This is a genomic window from Streptomyces sp. NBC_01224, from assembly GCF_036002945.1.
Lineage (GTDB): Bacteria > Actinomycetota > Actinomycetes > Streptomycetales > Streptomycetaceae > Streptomyces.
This window is the reverse complement of sequence record NZ_CP108529.1, coordinates 4,421,579-4,447,340: the sequence shown is the minus strand read 5'-3', so window position 1 is coordinate 4,447,340 and position 25,762 is coordinate 4,421,579. Positions and strand designations below refer to the sequence as shown.

Sequence of the window (25,762 nt, the reverse complement as noted above, 5' to 3'; positions counted from 1 at the left end):
CGGGTCCTTGGTGGCGTCCTTGTGGGCGTGGGACAGCGGGCTTTCCCGGCTGCGATCAGGCGTGTGCGGGGACGAAGGTGATCCGCTGGTCGGTCGGTGAGTAGCCGCTCACGGTGACGGACGGCCCATGGGTGGGCAGGGAGGGGTCCGGGAATTCGGCCGGGACCGGCCGCAGACCCTCGGGACGGCGGTCCACCGAGGGGTAGTCGGGCGGGAACGGCGCAGCCGACTCGATCTGCCGCTGGTAGAACTCCAGCCACTTCGTCTGGTCGAAGGTGACAGCGGCGATGACACGGCCCTGGTATCCGTACACACACGTGAAGCGGCGGTCGGAGAGCGACCCCTGGGCGACGATGACCTCCTCGCCCAGGGACGGGACGCCGACCGACTTGATGTTGACCCCGAACTGGGCGGACCAGAAGGCCGGCATCCACAGGTGCGGGCGGCGCTCCGAGCTGCTGCTGATCATGTTGTGCGCCGCGGTCTCGGCCTGTGCGACGGCGTTGCCCCAGTGTTCGAGCGACAGGAACTGGTACCCGAACAGCGCGTGCGGGGACCGTGCCACGTCACCGGCGACGAAGACGTCGTCGGTCACGATCCCGCGGACGTCGAAGGCCCGGCATCCGGCGTCGCAGGCGATTCCGCGCGGTCCGGCGCCCAGCCCGGATCCGGCCAGCCACTCGGTGTTCCGCGTCGCGCCGAGCGAGACCACCGCGATGTCGGTGTCGATGGTGGTGCCGTCGGACAGATGGGCGCGCCGCAGGCGTCCTACCGGGTCGCCCTCCAGGGCCGTGACCATGATCCCGCAGCGCAGGTCCACGCCGTGCTCGCGCTGCAGCTCCGCGGCCGCCCGGCCGATCACCCCGCCGAGCGCGCCCACGAGTGGCGCCGCACCGCGTTCGGCGACGGTCACCGGCAGCCCGCGCTCGCGGCAGGCCGAAGCGATCTCCGAACCGGTGAATCCGGCGCCGATGACGAGCACCCGGCGGGGCGATGCCGCCAGCCGCCGCTGCAGCCGGGCCGCGTCGTCACGCGTACGCAGTACGAAGACCCCGTCCAGGTCGGCCTCGGTCTCGTGCGGCCAGGGCCGGGCATGAACGCCGGTGGCGATCAGCAGCCGGTCGTACTCCACTTCGTCCCCGTCGGCCAGCCGCACCCGCCTGGCCGCCATGTCCAGCCCGGTGGCGGCGACACCGAGCCGCCAGTGCGCGTCGAGCGCCAGACGCCGGGGCAGCGCGGTGCGATCGGCGGTCGCGTGGCCCAGCAGGACCTGTTTGGAGAGCGGCGGCCGGTCGTACGGTTCGTGGGGCTCGTCGCCGATCAGCGTGAGCGAACCGGTGAAGCCCTCCTTCCGCAGGGTCTCGGCAGCCCGGAGACCGGCCAGAGAAGCGCCGACGATCACGATCCGTCCCTCGCGCCTCAGCAGTGCCAGAGCGCCGTCACCGGACACCGGACAGCCCTTCTCGCCCAACGCCTTCTCCCGACGCGTCACCCAGGTCGTCCACCAGGATCGCTTGCACCGGACACGCAGTGGCGGCACGAAGCACCTGCTCCCGCTGTGTCTCGTCGGCGTGCGGGTTGTACAACAGCGACTCCTCGCCATGCATGGCGAAGACATCGGGTGCGAGGAAGGCGCACTGTGCGTACCCCTGACACCGATTGAGATCGACGACAAGCCTCATCCAGGGGCCGCCCTTCCAGTAGTACCCCCGCCTCAGCCTGCGAGTGCCGCTGTGGTTCCGCGAGCAATGGCGGGCCAATGGAGTCATCGGCGCGCGCCGCTTCGGGACGCACCGGCCTCGCCCGGCGCGAGCTCCTCCGGCACGGCGAAGCCGGGGAAGCGGCATTCCTCGGCACCGGACAAGGGGGAAGGAGAAGCCTGGGAGGCGAAATCTTAAGTTTTGTCCGTAATAGTCCGAAAGCCCTTGACCCGGGAGAAATAGGGAGGACAATCTTCAATACACCAGAAAACCAGAGCGAGCCGCACCGTCGGTGGAGACGTTCGCCGAACCGAGTGACCCTCTCGTTGGCTCTGGCCAGGCCCCCGGCAGATCCTCTCGATCCCGGAACTTTCAGCGACGGTTGAAAGCTCGTGGAACCAAGAAGGACTACCGGGGACTGCATGCCCCGCAACCACGAACGCGACGTCGAAGGGCCCCACCGCGAACGGTGGGGCCCTTCGACGTGTTGCCCGGACCGTTCTGACCTGCGGTGCAGTAGCTGCGGGCGGGGCTTCTGAACGGCGCTGTACGTGGGCGAACGCAACCGGGACCGCAACCACGGAGCAGCGGGAGGGGGGCCGGCCGCTCTGCCGGCTGTCGGTCAGACTGCTGGTGGATCCGCGTGGCGGGGCAGTTCCAGTGTGGCCATGGCTCCGCAGGGGGTGGTGTCGGCCAGAGTGAGGCGGGCGCCGATGACGTGGGCCTGGCCGAGGGCGATGGTGAGGCCGAGGCCGTGTCCGTGGCCCCGTTCGGCGGCTCCGGTGCGGAAGCGCTGGGGTCCGTGGGCGAGGAGTTCCGGGGGGAAGCCGGGGCCGTGGTCGCGGACGGTGATGGTCGTGCCGTCGACCGTGACCTCGACCGGCGTCGCGCCGTGGCGGTGGGCGTTGAGGATCAGGTTGGTGACGATGCGGTCGAGGCGGCGCGGGTCGGTCTCGGCAACCGGGTGGCCGGTCACCGTGATCCGCGTCTCCAGGCCCGTGCGTCGTACGGATTCCGTCACCAGCTCGTCGAGTGGTACCGCTTGGACGTCGGCCTGCTCGACGCCCGCGTCCAGGCGGGAGATCTCCAGGAGGTCGTCCACGAGGGCGCGCAGCACCTGGACGCGGTCGCGGACCAGGTCGGTGGCCTCGCTCTCCGGGAGGAGGGACGCGGAGGTGACGAGGCCGGTGAGCGGGGTGCGCAGTTCGTGGGCGACGTCGGCGGTGAAACGCTGTTCGTTGTGCAGCCGGTCCTGCAGGGCGTCCGCCATGAGGTCGACCGCGGAGGAGATTTCGCCGATCTCGTCGTGGCTGCGGCTTCGGGTCCTGGCGTCCAGGTCGCCGCGTTTGATGCGGCGGGCGGTCCCGGCGACCCGGCGCAGTCGCCGGAGCACCAGTTCGGCGGCGAGGACGGTGAGGGGGACGACGACGGCGAGCGTGGCGAGAGCCGCGTATCTCATGTGCCGGTCCAGGGCCTGGACACTGCGCAGCTCGGCGCCCATGTCCACCCAGACGGCCAGCACTGTGCCGTCGACGCGGTCCGCCGCCCACATCCGCGGCCCCTGGGCCGGCTTCCGGGTGTCGTACCAGGTCACGGCCATGGGCCTGGGAGCGGAGGCGAGCCGTTTCTGCAGTTGATCCGGTACGTTGTCGCCGACCAGGTAGATGGCAGCAGGCGCGGACGGTGGCGTCCGGGCGGTCGGTGCGCCCCGGAACTCGGCTTCGGCCGCATCCAGTTCACGCAACGCGGTGGAGCGGCCGATGTTCATGGAGCGGGCCTCGGTGGTCCGGTGGACCAGGACCCCGATGCCCAGTGCCATCGCGCAGGCCGCTGCCGCGACCCCGGCAGCGATCTTCCAGCGCAGCGATCGCAGGTCGGTGAGGCGCCGCAGCGCGTGGCCGAGGCCGTCGTCGGACGGCATGCGGTCGGCGCGGGCACCGGGGGTGGGGGCGGGGTCGGTCGTCTGCCGCATCTCAGCGCCGGAACTTGTAGCCGAAGCCACGTACGGTCTCGATGTGATCGGCGCCGATCTTCTTGCGCAACCGCTGCACCGCCAGATCGACCACCCGGATGTCGCCGTCCCACCCGTAGTCCCACACCTTGCGCAGGAGCGTCTGCCGTTGCAGGGCGATGCCCGGCGCGGCCACGAACTCCAGGAGCAGCCGCAGCTCGGTCGGGGTGAGCGCGAGCGTTCGCCCGGAGACGCGGACTTCCAGACCACGGGTGTCGACGGTGAGGTCACGGAAGGTGAGCAGACCGTCGTCGACCGGCCGGTCGGCAGCCGTGGTGGGCGCGGTGAAGGTGGCCCGGCGCAGCAGGGTGCGGATCCGCGCCACCAGGACACTGGTGTCGACGGGTTTGACGACGTAGTCGTCGGCACCGGCCTCCAGCCCCGCCACCACGTCCAGCGCGTCGCCGCGCGCGGACATCATCAGGATGGGCGCCTGGCTCGTCTCACGGATCCTGCGGCACAGTCCGATGCCGTCGAGGTGCGGCAGCATGATGTCGAGCAGCAGCAGGTCGTGCTGTCCTTCCCGGAACATCTCAAGGCCCGTCAGGCCGTCGGGCGCCGCCGACACCTGATAGCCGTAGCGGTCCAGCACCATCCCGACGGACCTGCGGATCGCTTCATCGTCCTCGACCAGCAGTACGTGGACGGAATCGGGGATGGAGGCGGGGGCGGAGGCAGGGGTGGGGCCGGTGGGGCTGCTGTCCCGCTGTCCCGCCGCGTCACGGTCGTGCTGCTGCATCACGTCACCTGAAGGTTGATCGGTACCAAAATGCCCGAGAGTATCCCGCTGTGCAAGGTGGTGGCCACCGCCCGCCCCCTCACAGGCGCAGATCGGCCGCGACCGGCAGGTGGTCGCTCCCGGTGGGCGGCAGGATCCGGGACGAGACCGGTGTGACGCCCTTCACCAGGATCTGGTCGATCCGGGCCACCGGGAACGACGCGGGCCAGCTGAAGCCGAAGCCGTCACCGGCCTCCTCCTGGGCCGACCGTAGCTGAGAGGTCACCGGCCGCAGCGCGCGGTCGTCGGTCGTGCCGTTGAAGTCGCCCACCACCACGACCCGGGGCAGCGGTTCGGCTCGTACGGCATCGGCCAGCTTCACGGCCGCCTCGTTGCGCCTCGCCGTGGTGAAGCCCACGCTCGGGAGCACCCGTACCGACGCGAGGTGGGCGGCATAGACGGCGACGGGCCCCTTCGGGGTATCGGCCGTGGCCCGCAGGGCACGGGTCCACGGCATGATCGCGACCGGCTCCACATCCCGCAGCGGGTACTTGCTCCACAGCCCGACCGTGCCCTGCACCGAGTGGTACGGATACGTGTCGGCCAGGGCGCGCTCGTACACGGGTGCCGTGTGCGAGGTCAGCTCCTCAAGGGCGAGCAACTGAGGGCTCGAAGCAGCTAGTTCACGCGCGGTCCGGACCGGGTCGGGGTTCTCGTCGTTGACGTTGTGGCTGACCACGGTCAGATCCCCGCCGGCGGACCGCTTGTCCATGAGCAGGCCGCCGAACAGGGAGCACCAGACGACGGCCGGAAGCAGCACCGCGACACCGGCGGTTGCCGACCGCCGCACCGCCGCCAGCGCCAGCATCACGGGCACGCCCACCCCGAGCCAGGGCAGGAACGTCTCAAGGAGACTGCCGGGGTTGCCGAACCCGTTCGGCATCCGGGTGTGCCCGACCATGACCAGCGCGGACAGCACGGCGGCCGCGGCGATCAGCCATCCGCGCCGCCAAGCGCCCGTGCCGCCCACGCCGGTTCCCGGTCGCGCTCCGGCCTCGCGGCCCGTGCGCTCGACCAGCGCGGTCATGCCCGCACCGGCTTGCCATCGCGAGGGGCGAGGGCAGCGGGAAGGTCCCTCTGTACGGCGTCGACCAGCCGGCCACTGTTCTCCAGGGCGGCCCGGAGACCCTCGGCGGGCGTGGTGTTGGCGCGCTGTCCAAGCACGACACCGAGCACGAGATGCCGTGCTGTGCCGGACTTCACCTCGACGGCCCACATGAGATTGCCGCCGGCGGCGGTGCCCGACCCGGTCTTGAGCCCGATCACCCCGGGCTTCTCAAGCAACCGGTTGGAGTTGGTGATCGTGCCGGGCACCCCGGGGACGGTCGTTTCGCGCATGGCCACAACCGCGCGCAGCACCGGGTCCTTCATGACCTGGCGGGCGAGCTTGAGCTGGTCGTCGGCGGTGCTCCTGGTGGTGGCCTCAAGACCGCTGGCCCCGGTGTACGTGGTCCGGGTCATCCCCAGCCCGGCGGCGGCGCGGCTCATTTTCGCCACGAATGCCTCCTGGCTTCCCGCGTCCCAACGGGCCAGCAGCCGGGCGACGTTGTTGCCGGACGGAAGCAGCAACAGCTCCAGGAGCTTGCGCTGGGTGAGCCGCTGCCCCTCGCGGACCGGGGCGCTGGACTCGCTTAGCGAGTGGGCCTCCTGCGCGGCGGCCTCGTCGACCGTGATCTCCGGCCCCTTCTCCCCGCCCTTGAGCGGATGCTCCTTGAGGATCACGTACGCGGTCATCACCTTGGTGACGCTCGCGATCGGTACCGGCTCCTGTCCGCCCTTGCTCCCCAGGCTGCCGACGCCCTCCACCTCGATGCTCGTCTGGCCCTCCTGCGGCCACGGCAGCTCCAGCCGGTCCGCCACGGCCGCCGCCTCGGAAACCGGCGCGGCGCCGTTGCCCCGACCGCCGCCACCGGTGAGCCCCAGCCAGCCGCCGGCACCGACCACGGCAAGCACCGCGGCCGAAGCCCACACCGCGCCACGACGGGCCCGTCCGGTCCGCTCCTCCCCGCCCGGAACAGCAGCACGTATCCGACGAGCATCCACCGACAACCACCTCTCACGGCCCGACGTACACGAGGAACCGCGTACGTGTCCCAGCCTGTGAGAGGACCGCATCCAGCTGATCAGGGCCGTGCATCCAGCACCGCGCGGATTTGTGTCGGCCGGGTATCAGGTCCCGCGTCGGCAGAAGCCGCCAGCGGTTCCGCCGAACTCGACCGAGACGGAAACCGGTCCGTATTGCCCGGCCTCCCGGGGTCTGCCCACGGAGCGTGGGCGGGTCGATCGGGTGAATGCCGGCCGGGCCTTCGGCGCCGCCGCGAGGCCTTGTCGTCGGAACCGGCTCGGCCGAAACAGCGGAGTCGGATGCCGGCGGTGCCGAAGCGTCCGGTACTACCCGATTCCGGTCAAGGAGCGACCACGAGGTCGTTAAAGCGGACTGACGTACTACAGGTGAATATGCGGAGATTGCGATGTGTCCGGGGCCGGGCACCGGCACTCTGCTGAGTGTCGATCCGAGTGGCGCTGCGGCGGAGGATCCCCCGGGACCGTCCGCGGAGCAGGCCGGTCCGCCGTCTGCGGGAGCGAAACCCGTCCGCAGCCTCGACAGGCTTCCGGCGGATGCGCAACGCGCTCAGCAGAGTCCGGACACAACGGGGCGCTGTCCGGGCCCACTGCGGCAGAGCCTTGCGGCCAGGAGGCGCTGTGACCCAGCGGGTGGATGCGCGGAGGGGGAACTGTGTTGCGGCAGCCGGGGGAGCACGGATGACGGTTGAACGAGCGTGCGGCACTCCTTCCTCGTCGACGGCCCATTCACATCCGCGGTGCCCACCCGGTGAGGACCGGTACAGGGGTGTGCCGCGCCATGTCGCGTGCGTGATGGACGGGAACGGCCGGTGGGCGGCACGGCGGTCCTTACCGCGTACGTCGGGTCACCGGGCAGCAGAAGCAACGGTGATCGACGTCATCGAGGCGGCGCGGACGTCGGGAGTGGAGTGGCTGAGCCTGTACGCGTTCTCCACCGAGAACTGGCGACGTCCGAGCAGCGAGGTCGAATTCCTCATGCAACTGGTGCGCCGCGTGGTGCGCAAACACGCCCCGCTGCTGCACGCGCGCGGCATCCGCTGCCGGTTCCTCGGAGTGGCGGACCCGAGGATCCCCGGGCCGCTGGCCCGGGACTTCGCCGACCTGATGACGCTGACCAACACGAACCGAGGCATGACGCTGACCGTGGCGTTCGACCACGGCGGACGCAGGGACATCGTCGAGGCGGCACGCTCCCTCATCCGCAGCGGGGTACCGGCCGATGCCGTCGACGAGCAGCATTTCGCCGCTCACCTGCCCTTTTCCGACACACCCGATGTGGACCTCGTCATCCGGACGTCAGGCGAACAGCGGATCTCCAACTTCATGCTCTGGCAGGTGGCCTACGCCGAGTGGATCTTCCCGCCGGTGCTCTGGCCCGACTTCCGTGCGCCGCACTTCTTGGAGTGCCTGCACGCCTACCAGCAACGCAATCGCCGCTTCGGCGGCGTGACGCCGCACACGAACGGAGAACCTCACCCGTGACGGACACAGGCAGCAGCCGCCCCAGGCGCACGCGTTCCGGAGCCACCGATCACCACGGTGACCCCGCGCGGCCGGCCCCCGAAGCACAGTCCGGATCCCTGTTCGGTCCCGACTCGCAGTTCCACCGGTTCTTCAACGATCCGCGCTGGGCACTGGCCATGATCAGGGCCACGGTACTGGAGGCCGCCCACCCGCAGATCGGCGCGGCCCTGATCGACAACTCGACGTTCGTCGCGCACCCGTGGCGACGGCTGCGCAACACCCTCGTGAGCCTGCAGCGCATGTTCGGCACCGACGATCACGAGCGGCAGAGGGAGGCGGCGCGGCTCAACCGCCTGCACGCGCGGCTGAGCGGCACCGACGCACAGGACCGGCCCTACGACGCGATGGACCCCCAGGTCCGCGCCTGGGTGGTCGCGACCCTCTTCGAGAGCTCCGTCACCATGTGCCGACTGAGCGGGCAGCCGCTCGACCAGACCTCCATGGAACGGCTCTACGCCGAATACCAGGCATTCCTCGCGGTCTTGGGTGATGGGGTCGGCCATCTCCCGCCCACGTTGCAGGAGTTCTGGCAGTACTACGACCACATGGTCCAGGAGGAGCTGGAGGACACGGAGGCGCTGCGCATCATCCTCTACAAGCTCTTCGACCATCTCCCGGCACCGCCCCTGCTGGACGGCCTGCCCACCGTATGGGCTGCGGGCCGCGCGCTCGCAGGCCCGGTCATCGGCACGATCACGGTGGCGTCCCTCCCCGAGCCTTTCCGCCGGCGGGCGGGTCTGCCCGAAATTCCTGGCGCCCAGACGCTGATGCAAAGCGTCTACGTGGCCGTCGGCCTGGCACGCTTCCTGCCCGACAACTGGCTCCGGGCCGAGAGCCTCACCAGCCTGCTCTACCTGTCCTCGGACAGTGACGCCCCTCAAGCCGCGACGCTCACCGCGCTGCGCGGCCGGATGAAGCAGGCCGGCGCCCTGTTCCGGCTGGTCACGCCGTTTGCCGTGCAGCACGGTCCCGCCGAGGGAACCGGGTCGCAGCGGAGCGCTGACGAATTCTTCACCGCGGTGCTGGACCAGACCGGCGACGGCTACCTGGACTGGCCCGATCTCGCCGCCATGGCCCGGGAGTTGTCCTCCCGCCTCGATCTGGACGAACCGGAGGAGACCAGGCTCTACAACGCGTATGCCGAGTGGTGGAGGGAACTCCAGGCGGCCCTCGACATCGACGGCGACGGCCGCATCAGCAAGGAGGAGTACGCCGCCGCTGTCCCCTCCCTCGCCGGGCCCGCGCTGATCAGGGTCGCCGAAGTGCTCTTCGACGTCACCGACGCGGACGGCAACCAGTTCATCGACGCGGACGAGTACCGGACCCTGTTCCGGACCGGGTTCCGGCGCACGGTGGCCGACGCCGACGCAAGGTACTCCCGCAGCGCGTTCGTGAAGGACTTTCTCTCCTTCATGTCGGGCCGCCGGTGCTCGACCGCTTACGACCCACTGCTCGCCGACGCGTAGGACCCCCGGACTCGGCAGGGGCCGCCGCCGGAAGCGGGTTTCCGTGGCCCCGCGTGGCCCCCTCACGCCGATGGCACCGGCCCCCGTGGCGGGGGCCGGTGCCATCGTCCAGGTGGTGCGCTCGGGCACCGTCAGCGCGTGACGTGGAGCCCGGGCGTCAGCCCTGGCGCGCGTCCGTGACCTTCCCCGTGAGGAGGGGGCCCTCCAGCCACTCGTTCTCCTTGAGGATGTACACCTGCATCCGCAGGGACTCCTCCGGCTCGGTCAGCGCGTCGGTGACCGTGGGCACGGACACTTCGGTGCTCGTCCGGCCCTTGGGGACGGACACCCAGAGGGAGGGACTGTCCGCGGACAGGGGCCGTTCCGGGTCGGCGGCCACGCCGAGATCGGAGAGCCACGCCTCGTCGACGTCCTTCGTGGACAGCTCCGTGCCCTCGTGCACCGGCAGGAGGTCGAACCGCGTCTCGATGGTGGTGTCGGCGGGCTGGGAGAGCTCGACCTTCCAGGTGAGCTTCTGGCCCTCGGTGACCGAGTCGGCGACCGGGGTCACGCTGACCGTGGGCATGGGGTCGTCGTTCTCGACGAGCACGCCCCCGAAGGCGCCGCCGACCGCCGTGCCGCGCACGGCCTTGGCCGCGACCTCGTGGCTGAGGTCGTAGTTGTAGCGGGAGTTGCCGTTGACCGTGATCGGCACGTCCACGGAGCCACCGGCCTTCACCGTCACGGTGCGGACGGTGGACTTGTAGGTCTCCGGGTCGCGGACGGCAAGCTTGATCACGCCGGTGCCCTTGCCGGTGACCTGGACTGGCACGTGGTAGGTGCGGGTGCCGGAATCGCCCTCCTTGACCGTCAGCCTGCCGATGTCGACCCGCGGGAGCGCGACGGGGCGTACCGCCGGGGTGCCGGGGCGCCAGCCCCAGGCGTCCATCAGCCAGAACTCGCCGGAGCTGCTGCGCGGGGTGAGCTCCAGCGACTGCGCCCGCTTCAGGTCGAGACCGGCGCTGATGGCGGCCTTCAGCGGGACGCGGACCTCACGCGCCCAGTACGCGGCCGTCGAACCGGAGCCGGGAAGGCCGTCGACGGTGACCTGACCGAGCCCCACCCGCTTGCCGGAGGTGTCGGTGAGGGCGACGTCGAGCCGGGTGCCCCGGGTGTTCGGCGGCACCATCACCCGCAGGGCGAGCGCGTCGGAGCCCGCCAGCGAGAAGGCGCGCTCCGGCGTCAGCCGGACCGGGGTGCCCGGCTTGGTCCAGCGGGCCGTGACCGCGTTGCGGCCCGGCTCACTGGTGGTTTCCGCCCAGGACGCGAAGTGCGGCGACGCACCGGGGGCGGAGTCAGGCCGACAGGCCTGGGCGGCGCTCGTCGTGATCTGCTGGCACACGCGCCCGTTCGTCACCGAGAGCGGGTCGTCGGGCCGGATCGCCGGGGTGCGGTTGCCGCCGACGGCGTGGGTCAGCACCCGGGCGGGGCCGGCCGAGGGCGCGCGCCGGTCGGAGCCGTCGAGCAGCGGGCGGACCCGGTCGTCGCCCGCGAGGAAGAGCCGCGCGGCGGCGGCGATGTAGGTGGCGCCCGCCGTCTGCTGCTGCTTGGCGGTCAGCCGGGTCTCGGCCTGTGCCGAGCAGACCGGGTCCGGGTTGTTCTTGTCGTCCCAGAAGTCGTCGGAGGCCGGGGCCTCGGCCTGGCCGGGTGTCCACTCCGTGTTGAAGAAGTTGTGGTTGGCGCCGACCATGTACACCGCGCTGTGCAGCGCCGTGCCCTGGCCGATGCCCCGGGTGCCGTCGACGTAGATCTGGCCCTGGAGGTCGCTCACATCGCCGTCACAGCCCGGCAGGAGGGTCATGGACGGCACATCGGGTGTGGGGTTCTGGCCGAAGAGGGTGGAGCCGATCAGGACGGTGCCGCGGATCCGCCAGCCCACCGGCCCCCGGTAGCCGTCCTCGGCGGGCGGCGGCGGGGAGACGCTGTCGAGGGCCGCCCGGTTGACGCCCTCGCCGCCCCGGGAGTGGCCGACCAGGAGCACCTTCGAGAGGTCCGCGGGCTCCGTCGCGCGCACGGCCTCGGGGGCCTTCGCGGGGTTCGCGCCCCACTCCGCCCAGCGGGCGAGGTGCCGGCGCACCAGGGACGAACGGGCCTGCGCCCCGAAGTCGGCCGCGCGGCCGTCCTGCGCGTTGACACCGTTCGCGGAGATGGAGACCGTCACATAGCCCTGGGATGCCAGGAGCTTCTGGTCGTGCAGAAAGCCGCGGTAGCTCGGGATCTCCTTGTTGCCCGGCTTGCACGGCCACTCCATGCCCGCGCTGTTCTTGCCGGGCTCGTAGCAGGTGGCGCTGCGGCCGTGGAGGAAGAGCGCCAGCGGTCGCTTCCCCGGCGCGTCCGTCGGGCCGACGACCGTGGCGCGCATCTCCACGGGCTCGGCATAGCCCGGCAGTCTCACCGACTTCAGGACGTACTCACCGCTGGTGGTGCGGTACTTACCGGCGACACCGGGGTCGACCGGGTTGGCGGGGAACGGGTCCTGGGGCACCGCCGCGGCCGACGAGCGCCGCTGACCGGGTGCCCGGTCGGCCCCTGCGGCATCCAGCCGCCGCGAACCGGCGACCACCTGGAGTTCGCTCACCGGTCCGACCCCCGCCCCGTCGAGGCGGAGCCGGAAGGTGCGTTGATCGGGGGAGGGCTTCGGGACGCCGAGGGTCCGCTCCCCCGAGCGGAATTCGACCAGGGCGCCGCCCATGCCCACAGGCTGGGGCGAGCTCCAGATCAGCTCTCCGCCCTCGACACGCCACCCCTCCGGCAGCCGCTCCTCGGAGGCGCCCGGCGGCGCGCCGGGTATGGACTCGGCGGCCGGTTGCGCGTGCGCCGGCCCTGGCACACTCGCCGCCAGCGCCACGGCCGCCAAGGCAGCCGTCAGCGCGCGTGAGACCTGTCTCACGATGGTGTCTCCTCGTCGTTGGTCGTGCTTCAGCGCCCCAGGAATCCCAGGAGCACCCCCCGCACCCGGGAGAGGGCGACGTGTCGTCACCGGTTGTCCACCTCGGGAAATCTGACAGGAATCTGACAAGAGCCGAACAGGAGCCGAACAAGAGCCGGACGGGAGTCATGGGGCCGGTCCGCTGATCGAGGGATCCAGGCCCGGAGCGGCGGCCGTTCTACGCTGCTGTCCACTCCCCGAGCCGCCAACACGACGGCCGGCGACACCGGCTTGCAGAGCACGACGGTTTTCAAGACCGGTCCGCGTATCGCCGCTACGCGTCTTTGACCTGGGCGTACGGGTCCGGCAAGACTCACATGCGCACTTCCTGGCCGGAGGTTGGCCGACCGCTCCCGTCAGCGACTCCTTCGTGCCGCCCGCCACCACACTCGCGGTAGTCGGTCGAACCGGCTGGTACTGCAGGGACACATCCGGTTGCGACCTGAGGCGATGCGTAAGGCCGCTGCCTCCTGGCCCCTTCCCGTGCGGCCAGGCCGATGTGCCCCCGTAGTACTGGATCCATGCCCGGGGGGCGGGCACGGCCGCTGGGGGGACTGTTGGACTCCCGCTCTGCACCTGCCGCTAGAGTGCGATGCTTGTTCGATTCGCCGCGAGGCGGAGGGGGAGGGGTTGTGAGCGCACAACTGAGGGACACCGCCGGGGAGTTGGCGGAGATATTGTGGCGGGAACACACCGTGTACCGGGAGCGGTCCGGCGGTGTGGTCATCCGGGGTGAGCATGTACGGCGGTGGATCAGCCTCGCTCCGGCGGGCGGCCGGGACGAGGTCCTCGTACGCGCGGGGCGCATCCTGGACGGCGGTACCACCGCTCCGGCGCGTTCGGAGGCAGTGGTGCCCCTCTCCGCCGGTACAGGCGTGCTCGCCGCGACCTGCCGTCGCCTGCTCGCCGAGGCGGCGGCCGATGTGGCGCCGGTCGCGCCGGGACGGGCAGCGCCCGGGCGGTCCAAACGGTCCGGGAAGGCCGCGCGGCCCAAAGGCGGTGGGAAACACACCAGTTTCGGTTCATGGGTGATCCTCGCCTGCGTCGCCGGTGTGATCGCCCTGTACGTCTACAGCACCGCGATGCACGGCTAACCAGTACTTGCGCCGCCGCGGCATCCCGCGCGCCATTCCGGAGAAGAGGGACCAGCAAGCCAACAGGGTCCGGCGCGGACGCGGCGGCGGACGGCCGCCAAGCTTCGACACCGACCGGTACCGGAAACGCAACGTCGTTGAGCGGGCGATCAACAAGCTCAAGCAGTTCCGGGCTGTGGGCGTGGGGACTTTGTCCGGGGGCCCGGAGACGCTACCCCGTCCAAGCTGACCAGACCAACCGGCAGAAACGTGTCATACCGCCGAGCCGAAGTTGGCGACGTAGGCGTGCAGGCCGTCCGGGGCCGAGCGTGCCGGAATCGTGGACCGGCATCCCGGCGTCGCAGCGAAGGCAGCGATCTGCACGGTTCCCTGGTGGTCGGCTTGCGGATAGAAGCAGACCACGCCTTGCGGGCAGTTGTCCGCCGTCGGGTCCGCATCAGCCCGCTCGGCCATGAGGAGGACCAGCGCGGCCAGCAGCAGCGCGACGAATCCGACGGGAACGACTGCACGTCTGTCGGTGCCGAACATGCATGACTCCTGCGTGGACGGTCCTGCGTGGGTGGCAGGTGACGGACTTCGCCGGACTGGTCATGGCCCCGCGTCGGGCCCTGCCCAGTGGCTGATGCCGATGCTCGTGTCGAACTGCCGCATGCGGCTCATCACGAGGTCCGGGGTGGGGTGGGCCAGTTCGTCGACGATGCGGCCGTCGGAGAGGAAGACGATGCGGTCGGAGTGGCTGGCCGCGAGCGGGTCGTGGGTGACCATGACGACCGTCTGGCCCAGCTCGCGCACGCACCGGCGCAGGAACCCGAGGATGTCCGCGGCCGCTCGTGAGTCCAGGTTCCCGGTCGGCTCATCGGCGAAGACGATCTCCGGGCGGCCCACCAGGGCGCGCGCGCAGGCGACCCGCTGCTGCTGCCCTCCGGACAGCTGGGCCGGGCGATGGCCGAGCCGGTGGGCGAGGCCGACCGTGTCGATGACCCAGCGCAGCCACTGCTGGTCCGGCCTGCGTCCGGCGACGGTCAGGGGCAGCACGATGTTCTCGAGCACGGTCAGTGCCGGGATCAGGTGGAACGCCTGGAAGACGAAGCCGATCCGCTCCCTGCGCAGCCGGGTCAGGGAGCGATCGCCCAGGCGCGACAGCTCCACGTCGCCGAGCCAGGCCCCGCCCGATGTGCCGGAGTCGAGTCCGGCCAGGCAGTGCATGAGCGTCGACTTGCCCGAACCCGAAGGCCCCATGATCGCGGCGAACTCGCCGCGGCGGAACGCGACGGAGACCCTGTCGAGGGCGACGACCTGGGCGTCCGACTGCCCGTACACCTTGGTCAGGTTCACTGCGGAGGCCGCCGCCGCGGGGTCCACGGGCGGCGTGCGGTGGGCCGGGACGCCGACCGGCCAGGGGCGGGGTGAGGTCATGTCGTGTTCCTCGGGTTCATCGGTGATCGGGGGGGCGGGGTTGCCCGCCGTGGGGCTCGGGGGCTTAAGGCCGCTCGCGGCGGAGAGGAGACGCAGTGCTCGGGCGCCGAGTGCCGCGGCGTCGGGGCCGGGGCGGCCGAGGTGGCCGCCCGACTCGTGGTGGTCGAGCAGGAGGGGCGCGGATCCGCCGGTGGCGTCCTGGAGCGCGGCGCACAGCTTCCACGCGTGCCAGGGCGGTACCGGCCGAGTCCTCGCGTACGCGGCGGGCGAGTCACGACGCACTGCCCGCGAACTGCTCACGGATGTCACGCAGCGGGCGTGCGGACAGGGCCGAGGCGAGCGCCGCCGCGGCCAGTACGGCGCCGAGCACGCCCAGCGTCCAGGGCACGTCGAACGTCGGCATGGCATGTACGCCGAGTGCGGCCGCCAGCGGAGTCAGGCAGATCAGTGCGGTCAGCGCGGACAGCACCACGCCGACGACGGCGCCGCCCGACGACTCGTACAGGACACAACGCAGCAGTTGCCACCGGGTGAGCCCCAGGGCACGCAGGTGCGCCCGCTGAGCACGGCGGTCGCGCTGGGCCAGGGCGCAGGTGTTGGCGACAGCGAGCAGCGCGTAGCCGCTGACCACTGCCACGATCAGATGGGCGGCCAGGTCGTCCTGCGGGCTGCGCGGTGCGAGGTCGGCGAGATACGCGGAGCGCGAGGCCACCTCCTGGCCTGCTGTCTTCGGCCAGGAGGTGATGTCGCCGCGCAACAGGATCTGTTCGGCGTAGGCATCCGGGGTGTGGGCCATCGCGAGGGAGCCGGGCAGCAGGAACTCGGGGAACGCGAGGTCACGGCCGTAGACGGCGGCCAGCCGCAGCCGGTGCGAACTGCCGTCCGCAAGCCGCAACCTGACCGTCTGGCCGATCTTCCAGTGGTGCCCTTCAACCTGTGTGGCACCGGCGGCGAAGCTGCTTCCGGTGAGCGCGTCGAGGCGGCCCTGCTCCACGTCGAGGTCGAGGACCCCGGGCAGCGCCCGCGCGTCGGCGCCCCAGGCGCGGACCGGCTCGGGGCTGTCGTCGTAGAAGGTCTTCGGCGCGGTGACCGTGGTGTGCACGAGAGGAGTCGCGGTGCCGCCGGGGAAGGCGGTGGCGCCGGCCCCGGCCGGCAGCCGGTGGTCCGGCTCGGCACTGACCACGCCGTCGGCCCGCAGGCCGCGCTCGGTCTGGTCCCGCACCGCCTCGCCCATGGTCGCTCCGGCCCCGAGCATCGCCGCGGCGAGCCCGACGGCGAGGAGCACGGGCACGGCGACCGCGGTCGTACGCACGGGTGCCGCCCGCAGCCCGGCGGCCGCGATCCGTCCGACACGTCTGTCGAGCAGTCGCAGCAGCCCGCCGAGAGGCCGCACGAGCAGGGGCACGTACCACGGGGCGAGTACCGCGAGCACCGGGATGATCATGAGGGCGAAGCCCGGGGCCAGCGCCGCCTTGAGTATCCCCGGCAGCATGGGCACGACCATCAGGACCAGCAGCGGCAGGCACGTCGTGACGAGCAGTGCGATACCGATGCCGAGCCGCACCGGGCTCCGTCGGCTCGGCGCCATCGCCAGAGCGTCGTCCTTGAGCAGGTCGATCGGGCGTACCCGGCCCGCCGCGAGGACAGCGGTCAGCGCCGCCACCACCGCGACCACGGAGGTTCCCACGCAGACCGCGGCCGCCTCCAGTACGGTCACGGCGGGGGAAGGCAGCCCGGCAGCCGCGGGGTACAGGTCGTTGTCGGCCATCACCTGCCGGACGACCCGGGCCAGGGGCAGGATGCCGACGCCCACGCCGACCACTGCGGACAGCAGCGACAGCGCGGCCACGTCCAGCATCGCCATGGCGCGCAGTCGGCGGGCCGACACCCCGAGCGCCCTCAACACGGCGAACTGGCCGAGGCGTTGGCCCGTCCACAGCGAGACCGTGGACCCGGTCACCAGGACGGCGGACATCAGCAGCAGGGTGAGCAACAGGGACAGGAGGGCCTGCGCGCTGTCGGCGGTGGCCGCCGCGGCCGAGTTCTCGGCATAGCCCGTGCCACTCACGCCGGTCATCAGCACCAGGCACGCACCGACACCGGCGGCGGTGACCGCACAGGCCACCGCGGCTCCGGCGACGCGCCCTGGATGCACCCGTACCTCAGACGTGAACAACCTTATGACCCCTGGAATTCGAAGAGGTTGTGTCGGTACGGTCGGCGCTGAGGACATTGCGATTTCCTACCCTTCGGTACGGGTATGTTCGGTTTCCGGGAAGGCCGCACGAGCCGAGGCCTTACCGGACCAACTCCTGCTTGGGCTCGTATCTCGCGCCCATAAGACACCCACCCCCCTTTCTCCATCTCCGGACTTCCACGCCTCGGTGACGACACTTACGATTCCCCATCTCGAGCCTTCGTACCAACATCATTTAGCGGTCTCTAAATTCACCAAGTCAGAGATGGTTGCGGCGAGGTACAGCGATGGGCGAGCGCGATGAGCGCCACCATGAATCAATTACCGCGGCCATAACAAGTAGCAATCGGTGCACCCCCTTCGTGGCATGATGTGACCATGAAGACGCGCATAGTAGTCGCGGATGATCAGGCGAGTGTCCGCGAGGGTTTCCGGCACATCCTGGAAGCCGAGGCGGACCTGGAGGTCGTGGCCGAGGCCGCCGACGGACCCAGCGCATTGGAGACCGTCCGGGAACTGCGACCGGACGTGCTGCTCGCCGACATCCGCATGCCCGGCATGGACGGCCTGGAACTGACCCGCCGACTGGTCGGCGTCGCCCCCGAAGTGAAGGTCGTCGTGGTGACCACGTTCGACCTCGACGAATACGTGCACACCGCACTGCGCTACGGCGCGTGCGGCTTCCTCCTGAAACGCTCCGGGCCCGCGCTGCTCGCCGAGGCTGTACGGTCCGCGGTCGCCGGCGACGCGCTCATCAGCCCCGAGATCACGATGAGGCTGCTGCGCCGCTACCGAACCGCGTCGTCGCCCGTCCGAACCGGTGGAACCTCTGACCGCTCGCGAGGAGGAGATCGCCACCCTGGTAGCCGAAGGGCTCACCAACGCCGACATCTGCGCGGAACTCTTCATTTCACTGGGCACCGTCAAGTCCCACCTGAGCAGCCTGCAGCGCAAGCTGCGAGTGCGCAACCGGGTGGGGATCGCCGCCTGGGCCTGGGAAGCGGGCCTCAGGCCCGGGCCGTGAGCCGGGCACCGGAGGCGGTTCGATGACCGGCTTGCCGGGCGCTCTCGCCACGCAACAGATGCAGGCCCAGCAGCGTCACCGTGTGCAGCACGCTGCTGCCGCTGCGACGGCTCGTAATGAGTCCGGATGATCGAAGGATGGCCGCATGCTGGCTCACCGCTGCGGCTGTCACCCCGAGCGACTCGGCGAGCTCGCTGGTGGTGGACTCGTCGAGCACGGCGTGCAGGAGCGCGGCCCTGGTCCGCCCGACGAGCGCCCCGAGCGACTGCTTTCTGTCGCGTGCGGCGATGGCACCGTCGGACTCGCCGGTCGGCAGAACTTCCCGGCGCGGGTCGAACCGCACCGGGAAGACCAGCGTCGGTACGCTGTTCCCGGCCCCCTCGGCGTTCACCAGCATCTCTCCCGCGCTCTGCAGGAAGAGCGAGGGAGCGAGTACCAGCCCCCGTCCGTCCAGGACGACCTCGCTCGGCTCGTCCGCAGGGATCTCAAGGCTCCAGCCCTGCCAGCGAATTCGTGGATGCAAGCTGCTCAGCAGCGTTTTCACTCCGGCACTGCCCGCGATCTGCCGGCAAGCGTCCGTCTCGGCGTCGATGCGCGCCTGAATCGCGGGCCAGCCGGGCGCCATGGCCACACGGCAGAAAGCCCGTACCAATGCTCTTGCCTCAGCGTGCGACCGAAGAGGCATTGTGTTCTCACCCGATGCCATGTCGTGGTCGCCCGTCCAGATCCTCAGGACGTCCCGGAAAACTCCTGGCGTCCGAACAAGGTGATCAAGACGGGCCGCCAAATCCCCTTGTAAGGAGAGCCGTTTACGCACGCCTTTCCGCCACGCTTGAAAGTGGTTCGCACTCCCCCGCAAGACTTCCAGCGCGAAAATCGCCTCGATTTCCGGACCAAGGCCCGAGCCGATACGAATACACGTCAGATCCTCGGCAGACATGCGAATGCGAATCATCTGGAAGATCCCCCCGAATCTCCTGACCAGCAATTTCCCGGGTGGGTGTATCACCGGATCAGGAACGGACCGTGTCCCTCAGCCGGCCCCTTCATGGTCGCTCAGCGCCTGCTTCCGTGGCATCAGCCGTTCGGCCGGTCTTGTTCGTTACCACTGCCGGGCCCCGATGCCACCAGGGGCAGCAGTACGCTCACCCGCCAGCCCCCCGAAGGGTGCGGATGCGCGGCGAGTTCACCCCCCATGTCCGCCGCGCGCCTTTGAAGATCCGCCAGGCCGGTCCCACCGCCCAGCCGCTCAGGCTCCCCGGGCTCCCCCGAGTCCTCCTCCGAGCCGACGTTCGGCGCGTCGTCGATCACGGTGATGCTGAGCGTGTCCATGCCGCCGTACGGCGCACGGGACACCGCTATGCACACCTCGGACGCGCCGGGGGCATGCCGCCGTACGTTGGTGAGCGCCTCCACCACCGCCCGGTATCCCAACTCGCTGACGCGCCATGGGAGGTCAGCCAAGGCGCCGTCGGCCAGATCAAGCCGCACGGCCGCACCGCCCGTGCGGGCGAACCGGTCGGTCAGCGCCTTCAGCCCGTCCAGATCCCGCGGACGCGGGCGGAGCGCGTCGCCGCCCGCGTCGCCGCCCGCATCGGCCGTCTCCCCGGCATGCCGCCCGTGCCGGACCGTCGCCGCGTCGTCACCGGTGAACACGTGCACGGTGCGGTCCAGCGAGGACAGAGCCTGCCTGCCCGCCTCTTCGATGCGCGTGAGCAGTTCCCCGACTCGCTTCGGGTCCTGGTCCACAAGGACCTGAGCGGCCTGCGCGAGGACCACTACCCCCGTCACGTCATGGGCGGCGAAGTCGTGGAGATCCCGGGCGAGTTCGAGTCGCTGGGTCCGTCGTTCAGCAGCCAGCGCCGCGCTGCCGCGCGCGTCCAGAACCCGCAGATAGCAGCCAGTGCCGCTGGCCGCCGCGGCCAACAGCAGCCAGGCCAGACAGAGCTTGACGGCTTGCTCGAAGTTAGCCGGTGGATCCACCCTCAGCACCATCCGCAGCGGTAGTTCCGTGATGGTCGCGGTCAGGAGCACTGTGAGTACCAGCGCAGTGCGTCCACGGGGCCTGCGCACCGCCGGCACCATCAGCACCATCAAGCCGACACTCTCCACCAGCCACCAGGTCTCCGCTTCACCGGCAACCGGCCCCTGGAAGACGAAAGTGGCCACCTGGGACACCGCGCAGGTGCCCAACACGATGACCGGGACCCAGTGCGCTGTGCGCGGCGACCACAGCGCGGGAAACATCGCGGCCGCGACGGCGACCAACGCGGCGACGACAAGGAGCGGTGCCGTCGATGCCATCGCCAGACAGCCCGCCATGAGCGCGGTCGCCATCACCACGCCATATCCGCCCCAGTACACCGAGTTCCTACTGAGCCCACCCATGCGCCAGATCGTACGTATTGAGTCGTGCACGACTAGAAGTCGCGGATGGCGTAGGTGAGTTCCGCGAGTGCGTCCATGGCTTACTGATCGTTTCGGAATGAAGTTCGTCGTGGCTACTGCCTGGGCCGTTCGCGGGGCGGGTTCACCAGCAGGATCCACCTGGCGCGGACGGCCGCTGTCGCCCACTGCCCCTGATCGTGACGCCAGGCCGGCGGGCGGACTGCACCCGGTTCATCCCTGTGCTGGAGAAGATCCGCTTCCCCGGGCCCGGCCCGGGAAGGCCACGTGTGAAGCCGGACAGCATCGCGGCCGACAAGGCCTGCGGCAACGGTCCCGTCCGCGAGTATCTGCGGCGGCGCGGGATCCGCCACACGATCCCGGAGAGGAGCGACAGTCGGGCCGCCCGTCTGCGCAGAGGCTCACGCGGCGGACGGGCGCCCGGGTTCGACGAGGACCGCTACAGGAAGCGCAACACCGTCGAGAGGGCGATCAACCGCCTGAAACAGTTCCGAGCCGTCGCCACGCGCTACGACAAGCGCGGCTACGTCTTCCTCGGCGAGTGCCGCGGCCAGGCGAGACGAGAGCGCGAACACGACGCACCCGTCGTCGCCCTGGCCGGCGACGATACGAGGCTCGCCGGCTTCGACGAGTTCCTCGAAGCTGCCGCCGGCGAGAAGGCACTCCCACTCGACCACAGCTTCTTCGGGATCGAAGTTGCCGAAAGAGAGCGACTCGAATGCGCGTCGCGGCCCGGTCTGAAGAACCAGAGCAGCTGGCACATCATCCGGAGCGGCGAAGAACTCGACGATGATGCCCACCCGAGCATCATGCCGGACCACACGACCATGATCGACCGGACAGCTCCTGGTCGGGGAGTCTCCGAGGGCAGTGGTTTCGGCGCAGGCAAACGACCGGGTTGGGTCCTTCGGGACAGCAACCAGGAGCAAGCGAGACCAGAACCGAGACCACGCACGTCGAAGGGCCCCACCGCGAACGGTGGGGCCCTTCAACGTATTGCCCGGTGAGAGCAATGGCGGAGGATACGAGATTCGAACTCGTGAGGGGTTGCCCCCAACACGCTTTCCAAGCGTGCGCCCTAGGCCACTAGGCGAATCCTCCGCGGCAAACAATACAAGACGTTGAGGAGTGCTCGCGAACCCGTTCCCCTCCGGCTCCCCTCCGGCTTGCCGCGGGCTCGTCCGGGGAGGTTCCGGAAGGTGGGGGAGTGGACTGGCAGGGGTGGGGATCGGCTAAGGTGGGCTTCAGCCCCTCACGTGGCGCTATCTGACTGAACTCCCCCAGGGCCGGAAGGCAGCAAGGGTAGGTTGGCTCTGGCGGGTGCGTGGGGGGCCCTTGTGTTTTCAGGGGGTGTGCGGCGCTTGGCCGGTCCGGGGCCGGTTGTCAGTCCGCCCGGATAACCTCGTATGTGTGTCGTCCCTTGCGCTGTACCGCCGCTATCGCCCCGAGTCGTTCGCCGAGGTCATTGGGCAGGAGCATGTCACTGACCCGCTGCAGCAGGCCCTGCGGAACAACCGGGTCAATCACGCGTACCTGTTCAGCGGTCCGCGCGGCTGCGGCAAGACGACCAGCGCGCGCATCCTCGCCCGTTGTCTGAACTGCGAGCAGGGGCCGACGCCCACGCCGTGCGGAGAGTGCCAGTCCTGCCGGGACCTCGCGCGCAACGGGCCGGGATCGATCGATGTCATCGAGATCGACGCCGCATCGCACGGTGGCGTGGACGACGCCCGTGATCTGCGGGAGAAGGCGTTCTTCGGGCCCGCGTCGAGTCGTTACAAGATCTACATCATCGATGAGGCGCACATGGTCACACCGGCGGGGTTCAACGCCCTGCTGAAGGTGGTCGAGGAGCCGCCGGAGCACCTCAAGTTCATCTTCGCGACCACCGAGCCCGAGAAGGTCATCGGCACGATCCGGTCGCGTACGCACCACTACCCGTTCCGCCTCGTGCCGCCGGGGACACTGCGCGAATATCTCGCCGAGGTCTGCGGCAAGGAGAACAGCTACGTCGAAGACGGCGTGCTGCCGCTGGTCGTACGGGCCGGGGCCGGGTCCGTGCGTGACTCGATGTCGGTGATGGACCAGCTGCTGGCAGGCGCGGGCGACGACGGTGTGACATACGCCATGGCGACCTCGCTGCTCGGTTATACGGACGGCTCGCTGCTCGACTCGATCGTGGACGCCTTCGCGGCGGGCGACGGGGCCGCGGCCTTCGAGGTCGTGGACCGGGTGATCGAGGGCGGTAACGACCCGCGCCGCTTTGTCGCCGACCTCCTGGAGCGACTGCGTGACCTGGTGATCCTCGCCGCCGTGCCGGACGCCGGGGAGAAGGGCCTGATCGACGCGCCCGCCGATGTCGTCGAGCGGATGCAGGCCCAGGCGTCCGTCTTCGGTGCCGCCGAGCTGAGCCGCGCCGCCGACCTGGTCAACGAGGGGCTGACGGAGATGCGCGGGGCGACCTCGCCGCGCCTCCAGGTCGAGCTGATCTGCGCCCGGGTGCTGCTGCCCGCGGCCTTCGACGACGAGCGTTCGCTGCAGGCCCGGCTCGACCGGCTGGAGCGCGGTGCGTCCTTCGCGACCGCCGGTACGGGGCCCGCCATGGGGTACGTACCCGGGCCGGAGGCTCCGGCCCATGCCCCCGTCCCCGTCGCCCCGGCCGCGCAGCCCGGCGCCGGACCCGCTGTCGCGCGTGCGGCGGTACGGGGAGAGGCGCCCGCCCCCGCGGCGCCGCCCGCACCCGCCGCAGCGCCCCCGGCGCCCGCGCAGCCCGTGGCCCCCGTCGCGCCGGCCGCTCCGCAGCCGGCGGCCGAGGCCCCGGCTCCCGCGGGCGGTCAGCGCCCCGGTGCCTGGCCCACCGCCGCCGCACCGGAATCGGGCCGCCGTCCTGGTGGCTGGCCGACCGCTTCCGCTCCCGGCCATTCGCCTGTCCCGCAGGCAGCCCCGGCCACCGCCCCGGCCCAGGCCGCGCCCGCGGCACCGGTGCCTGCCGCCGCCGAACCGAGCCCGGGAATGACACAGGGCGCCGGCCAGGTTCGGAACATGTGGCCGGACATCCTGGAGGCCGTGAAGAACCGCCGCCGGTTCACCTGGATCCTGCTCAGCCAGAACGCCCAGGTCACCGGCTTCGACGGCTCCACCCTGCAGATCGGCTTCCTGAACGCGGGCGCGCGTGACAACTTCACGAGCAGCGGCAGCGAGGATGTGCTGAAGCAGGCCCTCGCCGAGCGGTTCAACGCACAGTGGAAGATCGAGGCGATCGTCGACCCGTCGGGCGGTGCGGGCGCACCCCCGCAGACCGGTGGCGGCCGCCCCTCCGCCGCCGCGCCCGCGCCGCAGCGTCCGGCCCCCGCGCCCCAGCAGAGTTACGAACCCCGCCCCGCCCCCGCCCCGCACCAGCAGCCGAGCGCCACACCTGGCGCGGAGCCCGTACCGCAGCCGTACTCCGCGCCCGAACCTCCGCGATCGGTCGCTCCCGAGGACGACACCCCGGAGGCGGACGACCCGGACCTCGTCGACTCGGCACTCTCGGGGCACGACCTGATCGTCCGCGAGCTGGGCGCCACGGTCGTCGAGGAGTTCACCAACGAGTAGCGCGGGCCGGGCGGGGGCGCGGTACACCTCACGGACTGTCCACGGAGCGGTGTCCGTCAAGGCCGCCGCGCCCCGGCGGCTAGGCTGCACCCCGTGAAGGTCCTCGTCATCGGCGGCGGCGCCCGCGAACACGCCCTGTGCCGCTCTCTCTCCCTCGACCCCGACGTCACCGCTCTGTACTGCGCTCCCGGCAACGCCGGCATCGCGGAGGTGGCCGAACTGCACCCGGTCGACGCACTCGACGGCGACGCCGTCGCGCGCCTCGCCACTGACCTGGGCGCCGAGCTGGTGGTCGTCGGCCCGGAGGCACCGCTCGTCGCCGGCGTCGCCGACGCCGTGCGCGCCGCAGGCATCCCCTGCTTCGGCCCGTCCGGTGAGGCGGCCCAGCTGGAGGGCTCCAAGGCGTTCGCCAAGGACGTGATGGCCGGGGCAGGCGTCCCGACCGCCCGCAGCTATGTCTGCACCACCCCCGCCGAGATCGACGCCGCCCTCGATGCATTCGGTGCCCCGTACGTCGTCAAGGACGACGGTCTCGCCGCAGGCAAGGGCGTCGTCGTCACCGACGATGTCGAGGCGGCCCGCGCCCACGCCCTGGCCTGCGACCGCGTGGTCATCGAGGAGTTTCTCGACGGCCCCGAGGTCAGCCTCTTCGCGATCACGGACGGCACCACCGTGCTGCCGCTCCAGCCCGCGCAGGACTTCAAGCGCGCCCTGGACAACGACGAGGGCCCGAACACCGGTGGCATGGGCGCGTATTCCCCGCTCCCGTGGGCCGACCCCAAGCTGGTCGACGAGGTCATGCAGTCGGTGCTCCAGCCGACCGTCGACGAGCTCCGCCGCCGCGGCACCCCGTTCTCCGGGCTGCTCTACGCGGGCCTCGCGATCACCTCGCGCGGAGTCAGGGTGATCGAGTTCAACGCCCGTTTCGGTGACCCCGAGACCCAGGTGGTCCTGGCCCGTCTGAAGACTCCGCTGGCCGGGGTTCTGCTGGGCTCCGCCAACGGCACCCTGGACGAGCTGCCCCCGCTCAAGTGGCGCGACGAGGCCGCCGTCACCGTGGTCATCGCCTCGCACAACTACCCGGGTACGCCGCGCACGGGTGACCCGATCCACGGCCTCGACGATGTGGCGGCGCAGGATGCCCCGCATGCGTACGTCCTGCACGCCGGGACCAGGCGCGACGGCGACGAGATCGTCAGCGCGGGCGGGCGGGTGCTGTCCGTGACCGCGACAGGCAAGGACCTCGCCGGCGCCCGTGAGCGCGCCTACACGGCGGCGGCCCGGATCCGGCTCGACGGATCGCAGTTCCGCACGGACATCGCCCAGAAGGCCGCGGAGGCCTGAGACCGGAACGGAACGGAACGGACCGGACGCGAGTCCTCCGAGTCGTACGGGTCCGCCTTGGTCCGGGGCGCGGGGCCGGGTACGTCACCCGATCTGCCCGCCCCCGGCTGCGGCTCAAGCCCGCCCCCGAACCCCCGTCGACACCCACTGACGCGCCG

Annotated in this window: 17 protein-coding genes, 1 tRNA gene, 1 other RNA gene and 3 pseudogenes; 9 read left to right on the top strand and 13 right to left on the bottom strand. The window is 70.8% G+C overall.

Annotation, left to right across the window (positions count from 1 at the left end):
* Positions 1–55 precede the first annotated feature (55 nt).
* From OG609_RS19720 to OG609_RS19695, 6 genes are all read right to left on the bottom strand, one after another.
* The gene (locus OG609_RS19720) at positions 56–1,450 is read right to left on the bottom strand and encodes an NAD(P)/FAD-dependent oxidoreductase (RefSeq protein ID WP_327278112.1); all 1,395 of its coding nucleotides are present in this window, start codon (positions 1,448–1,450) and stop codon (positions 56–58) included.
* Positions 1,440–1,682, bottom strand: a complete 243-nt coding sequence (locus OG609_RS19715) for a ferredoxin (RefSeq protein WP_327274017.1) — start codon at positions 1,680–1,682, stop codon at positions 1,440–1,442. The genes OG609_RS19720 and OG609_RS19715 overlap by 11 nt, the downstream gene beginning before the upstream one ends.
* Positions 1,683–2,322: 640 nt before the next feature.
* The gene (locus tag OG609_RS19710; RefSeq protein ID WP_327278111.1) at positions 2,323–3,621 is read right to left on the bottom strand and encodes a HAMP domain-containing sensor histidine kinase; all 1,299 of its coding nucleotides are present in this window, start codon (positions 3,619–3,621) and stop codon (positions 2,323–2,325) included.
* Positions 3,622–3,673: 52 nt separating this feature from the next.
* Positions 3,674–4,450, bottom strand: coding sequence for a two-component system response regulator CseB (cseB, locus tag OG609_RS19705; protein ID WP_327274016.1), 777 nt, complete (start codon positions 4,448–4,450; stop codon positions 3,674–3,676).
* 79 nt (positions 4,451–4,529) lie between these two features.
* Complete coding sequence (locus OG609_RS19700) at positions 4,530–5,516, bottom strand: endonuclease/exonuclease/phosphatase family protein (protein WP_327274015.1); 987 nt, start codon at positions 5,514–5,516, stop codon at positions 4,530–4,532.
* A complete protein-coding gene (locus tag OG609_RS19695) occupies positions 5,513–6,532 on the bottom strand; it encodes a D-alanyl-D-alanine carboxypeptidase family protein (protein WP_327274014.1) in 1,020 nt (339 codons plus the stop codon). The genes OG609_RS19700 and OG609_RS19695 overlap by 4 nt, the downstream gene beginning before the upstream one ends.
* A 720-nt stretch (positions 6,533–7,252) precedes the next feature.
* On the opposite strand from OG609_RS19695, the gene uppS reads away from it, so the two are divergent.
* Positions 7,253–8,056 (top strand): polyprenyl diphosphate synthase, encoded by an 804-nt coding sequence (gene uppS / locus OG609_RS19690; protein ID WP_442817982.1) that lies wholly within the window; start codon positions 7,253–7,255, stop codon positions 8,054–8,056.
* A 98-nt stretch (positions 8,057–8,154) separates the two neighbouring features.
* Entirely contained in the window at positions 8,155–9,564 is a 1,410-nt protein-coding gene (locus OG609_RS19685; protein ID WP_327278110.1) for an oxygenase MpaB family protein, read from the top strand.
* Positions 9,565–9,721: 157 nt separating this feature from the next.
* Here the strand turns inward: OG609_RS19685 and OG609_RS19680 are convergent, their stop codons facing one another.
* Positions 9,722–12,493, bottom strand: coding sequence for a hypothetical protein (locus OG609_RS19680; protein WP_327274012.1), 2,772 nt, complete (start codon positions 12,491–12,493; stop codon positions 9,722–9,724).
* A gap of 671 nt (positions 12,494–13,164) precedes the next feature.
* On the opposite strand from OG609_RS19680, the gene OG609_RS19675 reads away from it, so the two are divergent.
* On the top strand, positions 13,165–13,626 hold the full coding sequence (locus tag OG609_RS19675) for a hypothetical protein (protein ID WP_327274011.1): 462 nt from the start codon (positions 13,165–13,167) through the stop codon (positions 13,624–13,626).
* Positions 13,627–13,633: 7 nt separating this feature from the next.
* Positions 13,634–13,804, top strand: a pseudogene (locus tag OG609_RS19670) (IS5/IS1182 family transposase); the annotation flags it as partial.
* A 74-nt stretch (positions 13,805–13,878) separates the two neighbouring features.
* Here OG609_RS19670 and OG609_RS19665 read toward each other — a convergent pair.
* The 3 genes from OG609_RS19665 to OG609_RS19655 form a co-directional block, all read right to left on the bottom strand.
* Entirely contained in the window at positions 13,879–14,154 is a 276-nt protein-coding gene (locus OG609_RS19665) for a hypothetical protein (RefSeq protein ID WP_327274010.1), read from the bottom strand.
* Between the two features lie 60 nt (positions 14,155–14,214).
* The gene (locus tag OG609_RS19660) at positions 14,215–15,042 is read right to left on the bottom strand and encodes an ABC transporter ATP-binding protein (RefSeq protein ID WP_327278109.1); all 828 of its coding nucleotides are present in this window, start codon (positions 15,040–15,042) and stop codon (positions 14,215–14,217) included.
* A 271-nt stretch (positions 15,043–15,313) separates the two neighbouring features.
* Positions 15,314–17,218, bottom strand: coding sequence for an FtsX-like permease family protein (locus OG609_RS19655; RefSeq protein WP_327274009.1), 1,905 nt, complete (start codon positions 17,216–17,218; stop codon positions 15,314–15,316).
* Positions 17,219–17,617: 399 nt separating this feature from the next.
* Between OG609_RS19655 and OG609_RS19650 the strand changes: the two are divergent.
* Positions 17,618–18,263 (top strand): annotated as a pseudogene (locus OG609_RS19650) (response regulator).
* On the opposite strand, the gene OG609_RS19645 reads toward OG609_RS19650, so the two are convergent.
* Together OG609_RS19645 and OG609_RS19640 are read right to left on the bottom strand one after the other, a co-directional pair.
* Complete coding sequence (locus OG609_RS19645) at positions 18,247–19,218, bottom strand: ArsR/SmtB family transcription factor (RefSeq protein ID WP_327274008.1); 972 nt, start codon at positions 19,216–19,218, stop codon at positions 18,247–18,249. The pseudogene OG609_RS19650 and the gene OG609_RS19645 sit on opposite strands and share 17 nt — an antisense overlap.
* A 122-nt stretch (positions 19,219–19,340) precedes the next feature.
* Positions 19,341–20,651 (bottom strand): sensor histidine kinase, encoded by a 1,311-nt coding sequence (locus OG609_RS19640; RefSeq protein ID WP_327274007.1) that lies wholly within the window; start codon positions 20,649–20,651, stop codon positions 19,341–19,343.
* Positions 20,652–20,771: 120 nt separating this feature from the next.
* On the opposite strand from OG609_RS19640, the pseudogene OG609_RS19635 reads away from it, so the two are divergent.
* Positions 20,772–21,232, top strand: a pseudogene (locus tag OG609_RS19635) (IS5 family transposase); the annotation flags it as partial.
* A 450-nt stretch (positions 21,233–21,682) separates the two neighbouring features.
* Here the strand turns inward: OG609_RS19635 and OG609_RS19630 are convergent.
* Positions 21,683–21,770, bottom strand: a tRNA-Ser gene (locus OG609_RS19630).
* Positions 21,771–21,912: 142 nt separating this feature from the next.
* On the opposite strand from OG609_RS19630, the gene ffs reads away from it, so the two are divergent.
* The 3 genes from ffs to purD all read left to right on the top strand — a co-directional run bounded on the left by ffs (position 21,913) and on the right by purD (position 25,604).
* Positions 21,913–22,009, top strand: an RNA gene (ffs, locus tag OG609_RS19625) — signal recognition particle sRNA small type.
* Between the two features lie 70 nt (positions 22,010–22,079).
* On the top strand, positions 22,080–24,260 hold the full coding sequence (locus tag OG609_RS19620; RefSeq protein WP_327274006.1) for a DNA polymerase III subunit gamma and tau: 2,181 nt from the start codon (positions 22,080–22,082) through the stop codon (positions 24,258–24,260).
* Positions 24,261–24,353: 93 nt separating this feature from the next.
* Positions 24,354–25,604, top strand: coding sequence for a phosphoribosylamine--glycine ligase (gene purD, locus OG609_RS19615; RefSeq protein ID WP_327274005.1), 1,251 nt, complete (start codon positions 24,354–24,356; stop codon positions 25,602–25,604).
* Positions 25,605–25,762 lie beyond the last annotated feature (158 nt).

Coding starts and splice junctions, on each gene's coding strand:
- OG609_RS19715 (WP_327274017.1), bottom strand. CDS start 1,682: ATGAGGCTTGTCGTCGATCTCAATCGGTGTCAGGGGTACGCACAGTGC.
- OG609_RS19710 (WP_327278111.1), bottom strand. CDS start 3,621: ATGCCGTCCGACGACGGCCTCGGCCACGCGCTGCGGCGCCTCACCGAC.
- cseB (WP_327274016.1), bottom strand. CDS start 4,450: ATGCAGCAGCACGACCGTGACGCGGCGGGACAGCGGGACAGCAGCCCC.
- OG609_RS19700 (WP_327274015.1), bottom strand. CDS start 5,516: ATGACCGCGCTGGTCGAGCGCACGGGCCGCGAGGCCGGAGCGCGACCG.
- uppS (WP_442817982.1), top strand. CDS start 7,253: ATGACGGTTGAACGAGCGTGCGGCACTCCTTCCTCGTCGACGGCCCAT.
- OG609_RS19665 (WP_327274010.1), bottom strand. CDS start 14,154: ATGTTCGGCACCGACAGACGTGCAGTCGTTCCCGTCGGATTCGTCGCG.
- OG609_RS19660 (WP_327278109.1), bottom strand. CDS start 15,042: ATGACCTCACCCCGCCCCTGGCCGGTCGGCGTCCCGGCCCACCGCACG.
- OG609_RS19645 (WP_327274008.1), bottom strand. CDS start 19,218: ATGATTCGCATTCGCATGTCTGCCGAGGATCTGACGTGTATTCGTATC.
- OG609_RS19640 (WP_327274007.1), bottom strand. CDS start 20,651: ATGGGTGGGCTCAGTAGGAACTCGGTGTACTGGGGCGGATATGGCGTG.